At 60.1% G+C, this 6,562-nt stretch carries 8 protein-coding genes and 1 pseudogene; 4 read left to right on the top strand and 5 right to left on the bottom strand.

Annotation, left to right across the window (positions count from 1 at the left end; translation table 11 throughout):
* Positions 1 to 23 precede the first annotated feature (23 nt).
* Together BK670_RS07000 and BK670_RS07005 are read left to right on the top strand one after the other, a co-directional pair.
* On the top strand, positions 24 to 725 hold the full coding sequence (locus BK670_RS07000; protein WP_007912171.1) for a response regulator: 702 nt from the start codon (positions 24 to 26) through the stop codon (positions 723 to 725).
* Positions 726 to 729: 4 nt separating this feature from the next.
* Positions 730 to 2,031 (top strand): ATP-binding protein, encoded by a 1,302-nt coding sequence (locus tag BK670_RS07005; protein WP_123449172.1) that lies wholly within the window; start codon positions 730 to 732, stop codon positions 2,029 to 2,031.
* A gap of 128 nt (positions 2,032 to 2,159) precedes the next feature.
* On the opposite strand, the gene pncA is transcribed toward BK670_RS07005, so the two are convergent.
* From pncA to BK670_RS07025, 4 genes are all read right to left on the bottom strand, one after another.
* Entirely contained in the window at positions 2,160 to 2,786 is a 627-nt protein-coding gene (gene pncA, locus BK670_RS07010; RefSeq protein ID WP_123449173.1) for a bifunctional nicotinamidase/pyrazinamidase, read from the bottom strand.
* Positions 2,787 to 2,832: 46 nt separating this feature from the next.
* Positions 2,833 to 3,594 carry an anti-sigma factor family protein gene (locus BK670_RS07015; protein ID WP_123449174.1) on the bottom strand — a complete coding sequence of 254 codons (762 nt, stop codon included), beginning with the start codon at positions 3,592 to 3,594 and terminating at the stop codon, positions 2,833 to 2,835.
* Positions 3,591 to 4,067, bottom strand: a complete 477-nt coding sequence (locus BK670_RS07020; protein WP_404942470.1) for a sigma-70 family RNA polymerase sigma factor — start codon at positions 4,065 to 4,067, stop codon at positions 3,591 to 3,593. Before BK670_RS07020 ends, BK670_RS07015 begins: the two co-directional genes overlap by 4 nt.
* 72 nt (positions 4,068 to 4,139) lie before the next feature.
* A complete protein-coding gene (locus tag BK670_RS07025) occupies positions 4,140 to 4,673 on the bottom strand; it encodes a tetratricopeptide repeat protein (RefSeq protein ID WP_123449176.1) in 534 nt (177 codons plus the stop codon).
* Between the two features lie 159 nt (positions 4,674 to 4,832).
* Between BK670_RS07025 and BK670_RS07030 the strand changes: the two genes are divergently transcribed.
* Positions 4,833 to 5,606: a class I SAM-dependent methyltransferase gene (locus tag BK670_RS07030; protein WP_123449177.1), complete on the top strand. Its 774-nt coding sequence runs from the start codon at positions 4,833 to 4,835 to the stop codon at positions 5,604 to 5,606.
* A gap of 101 nt (positions 5,607 to 5,707) precedes the next feature.
* Here BK670_RS07030 and BK670_RS07040 read toward each other — a convergent pair whose 3' ends face one another.
* Positions 5,708 to 6,052, bottom strand: a complete 345-nt coding sequence (locus BK670_RS07040) for a DUF2834 domain-containing protein (protein WP_123449178.1) — start codon at positions 6,050 to 6,052, stop codon at positions 5,708 to 5,710.
* A gap of 388 nt (positions 6,053 to 6,440) precedes the next feature.
* Here BK670_RS07040 and BK670_RS29830 point away from each other — a divergent pair.
* Positions 6,441 to 6,562 (top strand): annotated as a pseudogene (locus BK670_RS29830) (threonine ammonia-lyase, biosynthetic); the annotation flags it as partial.

Raw genomic sequence — 6,562 nt, forward strand, 5'->3', positions numbered from 1 at the left:
CCACAGCACTTTCTGGATCACCCATGCCCAACATCCTCCTGGTCGAAGACGACACCGCCCTCGCCGAACTGATTTCCAGCTACCTGGAGCGCAACGGATATTCCGTCAGCGTGATCGGCCGTGGCGACCACGTGCGTGAGCGGGCACGGGTCAATCCACCGGATCTGGTGATCCTCGACCTCATGCTGCCGGGCCTTGATGGCTTGCAAGTCTGCCGTTTGCTGCGCGCTGATTCGGCGACGCTGCCGATTCTGATGCTGACGGCGCGCGACGACAGCCACGATCAAGTCTTGGGTCTGGAAATGGGCGCCGACGATTACGTCACCAAACCCTGCGAGCCGCGCGTGTTGCTGGCTCGGGTGCGCACCTTGTTGCGCCGTAGCAGCCTCGGCGAACCGCTGACCGCCAATGACCGCATTCTCATGGGCAATCTGTGCATCGACCTGTCCGAGCGCACCGTCACCTGGCGCGATCAACCGGTGGAGTTGTCCAGCGGCGAATACAACTTGCTGGTAGTGCTGGCTCGCCATGCCGGCGAAGTGTTGAGCCGCGACCAGATCCTGCAACGCCTGCGCGGTATCGAATTCAACGGCACCGACCGCTCGGTGGACGTGGCCATTTCCAAGCTGCGCCGCAAGTTCGACGACCACGCGGGCGAGGCGCGCAAGATCAAGACCGTGTGGGGCAAGGGTTATCTGTTCAGCCGTTCTGAGTGGGAATGCTGAACTGATGTTTCGCATCCTGTTTCGCCTGTATCTGGTGACGATCGTTTCCTACAGCGCGGCGATCTATCTGGTGCCGGATCTGGTGGTCATGGCGTTCCGCGATCGCTTCGTCACTTACAACCTCGACTACTCGCGCGGATTGCAGTCGCTGATCACCCGTCAGTTTCACGCCGTGCCGCAAGCGCAATGGCCGGCGCTGGCGGCGTCGATGGACAAGGATTTCCAGCCGCTGCATATCGTCCTCGCGCGGATCGACGATGCCACGTTCACCGCCATCGAGCAGGAACGTCTGCGTCGCGGTGAAAACGTTGTGCGCATTGGCGATTGGGGCTGGCGCACGCTGGCGGTGACGCCGCTGGATGACACCACTGCCGTGCAAATGGTCGTGCCGCCGGATCCGATGGACGTCGATCTGTTGTACTGGAGCATCAACGTGCTGATCGGCGCTACGTTGCTGGCCTGCCTGTTGATGTGGCTGCGCCCGCACTGGCGTGATCTGGAACGCCTCAAGGGCACCGCCGAACGCTTCGGTAAAGGCCACTTGAGCGAGCGCACGAAAATCGCCCCGAGCTCCAACATCGGCAGCCTCGCCAACGTCTTCGACACCATGGCGGGCGATATCGAAAACCTGCTCAATCAGCAACGTGACCTGCTCAACGCCGTGTCCCATGAACTGCGCACACCGTTGACGCGTCTGGATTTCGGCCTGGCCCTGGCCCTGTCCGATGACTTGCCGGCCGCCAGTCGCGAGCGCCTGCTGGGACTGGTCGCGCACATTCGTGAGCTGGATGAACTGGTGCTGGAGTTGCTTTCCTACAGCCGCTTGCAGAATCCGGCGCAACTGCCGGAGCAGGTCGAGGTGTCGCTGGATGAGTTCATCGACAGCATTCTGGGCAGTGTCGATGATGAGCTGGAGTCGCCGGAGATCGTCATCGACGTGCTGCTGCACGGTCAACTGGAACGCTTTTCCCTCGATCCGCGCCTGACTGCACGGGCGATCCAGAATCTGCTGCGCAACGCCATGCGCTATTGCGAAAAGCGCATTCAGATAGGCGTGCAGGTCAATGCCGAGGGCTGTGAGATCTGGGTCGATGATGACGGCATCGGTATCCCCGATGACGAGCGTGAGCGGATTTTCGAGCCGTTCTATCGACTCGACCGCAGCCGTGATCGCGCCACTGGCGGTTTTGGCCTGGGCCTGGCGATCAGTCGCCGCGCGCTGGAAGCGCAGGGTGGCACGTTGACCGTGGAGTCCTCGCCGTTGGGCGGAGCACGGTTCCGGTTGTGGTTGCCCACTAACGCCTGAGCTTCATGACGCTGAAAATATACCTGTGGGAGCGAGCCTGCTGGCGAAGGCGATCTGTCAGCCAAGTATGCGTTGACTGGCCCGACGCTTTCGCGAGCAGGCTAACTCCTACGGAGGGCAGTGGTAGTTCAGACCAGCTCTGTGGATTGAATCAACCCGACCCCGGCACTTTGCATCCGCTCAATCGCTGCCGCCAGTGATCCATTCAGATCGATCGCCCGGCACGCATCCAGCACCACGTAGGCATTGAACCCCGCCGTCCGCGCATCCAGCGCCGAAAACATCACGCAGAAATCCAGTGCCAGCCCCACCATGTAAACCGTATCGATCCCGCGCTCTTTCAGGTAACCGGCCAGCCCCGTGGTGGTGCGGCGATCGGCTTCCAGAAAGGCTGAATAGCTGTCGATATCAGGGTTACAGCCCTTGCGTATGATCAGTTGGGCATGAGGCAGGTCAAGTTCCCGGTGAAACTCGGCTCCCGCTGTCGATTGCACACAATGGTCGGGCCAGAGTGTCTGCTCGCCGTAAGCCAACTGAATGACATCGTAGGGCTGGTGACCGGGATGGCTGGACGCGAATGAGGCGTGACCGGCCGGGTGCCAGTCCTGTGCGACGACAACCTGGGTGAACTGGCGGGCAAGCCGGTTGATCAGCGGCACAATCAGGTCACCTTCCGGTACCGCTAATTGGCCGCCGGGGGTGAAGTCGTTTTGAACGTCGATCACCAGTAAGGCAGAACGAGATGAATCAGGCATTGTGGAGTCGTCCCTGGAAAAACACTCGCTCAGCATAGTGCAGGATCTATCCGGTACTTAAGCGACTTTTTAACAGTTTTGCCTTGTCTTCCAGCGCAACCGGGGCGTCGTGTCCGATCAACATCCATGAATGCTGCCGTTCAGTCCAATACACCACGTTCATCTCACGCCGACGTTCATGGGCCAACGGCTGACTGCCGCTGTTTGAGCGCGTGACACACAGCGCCAGTGGCCCATGTTTCGCATCCAGATAAACGATCTGCGCAATCGGCACGCCGTCGTACTCAAGCATCTGCGCCCGTTTGAATTCGGCATCAGGCAGCTTCAAAGTGGCTGGTGCAAGGTTCAGGCCCAGACGCGCATCGATCGTGCGCAGTTGCGCCCGTTGGGCGGCTTCATCGGTGGGCAGATGATCAAGCGTCTGCGGCACATACAGCGCCATGTAATCGCCCACCAATGCGCGCCAGTTGTTCGATTGCGCGGCGTGCCAGCCAAGGAATAACCGGTCGGCCAAAACGCCACCGGCCAACAGCGCAGCGGCAGCGCCACCGATAAACCAGCGGCGATTGAAGCCAGGAGGCTGCGGCGCCGGAATGGCGTCCAGCCGCGCTTGCAGGCGATCGAGCGGCGCCTGTTGCGCCAGTTCGTCATAGGCGTTCTTGTAGGGCAGATTGCTGCGGCTGAGCCATTGCACACGCAGACTGAGCAACGAGTCTTCGGCAATGGCATTGTCGAGTTGATGGCGATAGTCGCCGTCAAGTTCGCCATCCAGATAGGCGACCAGTTGCTCATCCGAAGGTGTGTTCATGAGCGGTCTCCTTCGGTGGGTTTCGGCACCGCCTGCAACGGCGGGTATTCGGCGAGTTTCAGGCGGGCGGTGGCCAGACGGCTCATGACCGTGCCAATCGGCACTTGCAGGATTTCCGCGACTTCGCGATAGGCCAAGCCTTCGACATAGGCGAGGTAGACCGTTTCGCGCTGGGTCTCGGGCAGCGCATCGACGCGGCGAATCACTTGCGCGGCCATCACATGCGTCTGCGCCGCATACTCACCATCGAATGCCAGTTGGCCATCGGCATCGACCTGACCCGCACCCTGACGCACGCGCCGAGCGCGCACTTCATTGAGCCAGATCGAATGCAGAATGCTCAGCAACCAGCGATCCATGCGCGTGCCGGCGACGTACTGATTGGCGCGCTCCAGCGCTCGCACACAGGTGGCCTGCACCAGATCTTCGGCCACGTGCCGATTGCGCGACAGCAGCAGACCGTAGCGCCACAGTCGCGCTAGATGCTGTCCAAGTTCTGCTCTGAATGCCTGATCGTTGAAGATGATGGCGGCCCTTAAAAGTGCTCAGGTTTTCGATGAATCGTTAATGGCCTCAGCCAGGTCCTGGTACTCCTCGCACGACATGCCGCAAATCGATTTGATCTGCTGCAACTGTTCCTGCGCCAGGTCGACGCGGCCTTTGATCACATAGGCCTCGCCGAGGTATTCGCGCACTTGCGCGTACTGCGGGTCGAGTTTTACCGATTGCAGGTAATAACCGATGCCTTCGTCGGTGCGCCCCAGCTTGCGCGTGGCGTAACCGCGATAGTTGAGGGCCTTGGCAGTGTTCGGTTGCTTCAGCGTGTCGAGCAGCGCCAGGGCCTCTTCGTAGCGACCGGCCTTGGCGAGGCGATAGGCGTAATCGGTACGGTCAGCGTCCGGCAGCAAGCGACTGGTTTGCAGCACGCACTTCTGGGTTTTGCTGTCCCAGACCTGGCCTTTCGGGCATTCGGGCTTCTGCACCGGTGCTTCTTCATCACCGTTGGCCAAGGCCAAATGGCTGGACATCGCGGCGGCCAGTAACAACGGGGCGGCGAACATAACGGAACGGATAGTCATGGGCAAGGCTCCACAGAAGGTTATGTTTCACTTTGAACACCACAGCGTGAATTTTTATTCATTGCATTGTCAGTGACTGTTCAAGGTAAGCGTAAATTCAAGCGCTATGCTCGGGAGCGTCTGCCGTCGATCCGATGTTTTGCCGTAAGGAGAGTTGCCATGACCGATCACGTCCATCATTCGGCCGCTGCCGGTTACAAAAGCGCTGCCGACACTTACGTCAAAGGGCGGCCGGACTATCCGCCACAGGTCAGTCAATGGTTAAGCGCGACGCTGGGCCTGGATGGGCACAAGACCGTGATCGATCTGGGCGCCGGCACCGGCAAGTTCACCGGCCGTCTGGTGGCGACCGGCGCGCAAGTGATCGCGGTTGAACCGGTGGCGCAGATGCTGGAAAAACTCTCTGACGCCTGGCCCGATGTACTGGCCGTGGGCGGCACGGCGACCGACCTGCCGTTGCCGGACGCTTCAGTCGATGCAGTGATCTGCGCGCAAGCGTTTCACTGGTTCGCCAGCACCGAGGCGCTGACCGAAATCGCTCGAGTACTCAAGCCCGGTGGCAAGTTGGGGTTGATCTGGAACCTGCGTGACACCAAAGTCAGTTGGGTGCCGAAACTGGATGCCATCGTCAACACGCTGGAAGGGGACACGCCGCGCTACTACACCGGGGCCTGGCGCACAGCGTTTCCGCACCCGGCATTTGCGCCACTGCAGGTCGAGCGGTTTCACCATGGACACACCGGCTCACCGGAAGACGTGATTTTCAATCGGGTGCGCTCCACCAGTTTCATCGCCGCGCTGCCGGAAGCGCAGCGGGCGAAGGTCGATGAGCAGATTCGTGGGTTGATCGCCGCAGAGCCTGAACTGCGCGGCAGGGATGTGGTGACGGTGCCTTACGAAACCGCCGCGTTCGTCGCCGTAAAAAAGCCCTGAATCCCACAACATTCCAGTGTAGGAGTGAGCCTGCTCGCGATAGCGGAGTGTCAGGCACTTCATCTTTGGCTGACACTCCGCTATCGCGAGCAGGCTCACTCCTACAGGGTTTTCAGGTGTTCATGTTCCACTGCCTTCCTGTTGCGCTCGCGAACGCCACGCACCACCAGATACAACAACGGCCCGATCGACACGAAAACCGCCGTCAGCAACAAATAAGGCACCACCGACCAGACCGAATGCCCGCGCGACCGCGCATCCTTGACCATCCAGATCCCGGCGAGTGTCGCCAGCAGATACAGATCAATCACCACCTGCGCGGTATCGGGCCGCGACATCAGGCTGATACCGAAGTCGATCAATGACTGTTCGGCCTGGAGCATCACCGAAACGGTGTAACCGCTAAACGCGAGCAAAGCCGTGAGGGGCAGGGCGATCGACATCATGCATTCCTTCCGTGGTGTGATGAGAGAGTTGCCAGACTAACGCCGCCGGTTGAACTTGGCCATTGACTTGCCAGTAGCGCGCAGGCTAATTTCCAGCCCATGACTTCCACCGTATTGCGCTGCCAGCCAAGCATTATTACCGCCATTCCTCATTTGGCGGGCTAGCTCACGACTGCAGCACCCAACCCGCCCTAGAGGCGGGTTTTTACTTTCTGTCTCCGGGGTTTTTGAAATGTGGCTCATGTAGGAGCTGCCGAAGGCTCGGGCCGCGATCGGACGATCTTTTGACTTTGATTTTTCTAAAACAAAATCAAAAGATCGTCCGATCGCGGCCCGAGCCTTCGGCAGCTCCTACAGGGACCGTGTGAATTCTGCCAAGGAGATGTTCATGAGTTACACATACGATCAGCAAACCCTGCTTGAGCACTACGTGAAAAAGATCCTCGCCGCGCCGGTGTACGACCTCGCGGTGCGCACGCCTTTGCAAGCGGCGCCGGCGCTGTCGGAGGC

The sequence above is a fragment of the Pseudomonas fluorescens genome (assembly GCF_003732425.1).
GTDB classification, from domain to species: domain Bacteria; phylum Pseudomonadota; class Gammaproteobacteria; order Pseudomonadales; family Pseudomonadaceae; genus Aquipseudomonas; species Aquipseudomonas fluorescens_BE.

Coding starts and splice junctions, on each gene's coding strand:
- BK670_RS07000 (WP_007912171.1), top strand. CDS start 24: ATGCCCAACATCCTCCTGGTCGAAGACGACACCGCCCTCGCCGAACTG.
- BK670_RS07005 (WP_123449172.1), top strand. CDS start 730: ATGTTTCGCATCCTGTTTCGCCTGTATCTGGTGACGATCGTTTCCTAC.
- pncA (WP_123449173.1), bottom strand. CDS start 2,786: ATGCCTGATTCATCTCGTTCTGCCTTACTGGTGATCGACGTTCAAAAC.
- BK670_RS07015 (WP_123449174.1), bottom strand. CDS start 3,594: ATGAACACACCTTCGGATGAGCAACTGGTCGCCTATCTGGATGGCGAA.
- BK670_RS07025 (WP_123449176.1), bottom strand. CDS start 4,673: ATGACTATCCGTTCCGTTATGTTCGCCGCCCCGTTGTTACTGGCCGCC.
- BK670_RS07030 (WP_123449177.1), top strand. CDS start 4,833: ATGACCGATCACGTCCATCATTCGGCCGCTGCCGGTTACAAAAGCGCT.
- BK670_RS07040 (WP_123449178.1), bottom strand. CDS start 6,052: ATGATGTCGATCGCCCTGCCCCTCACGGCTTTGCTCGCGTTTAGCGGT.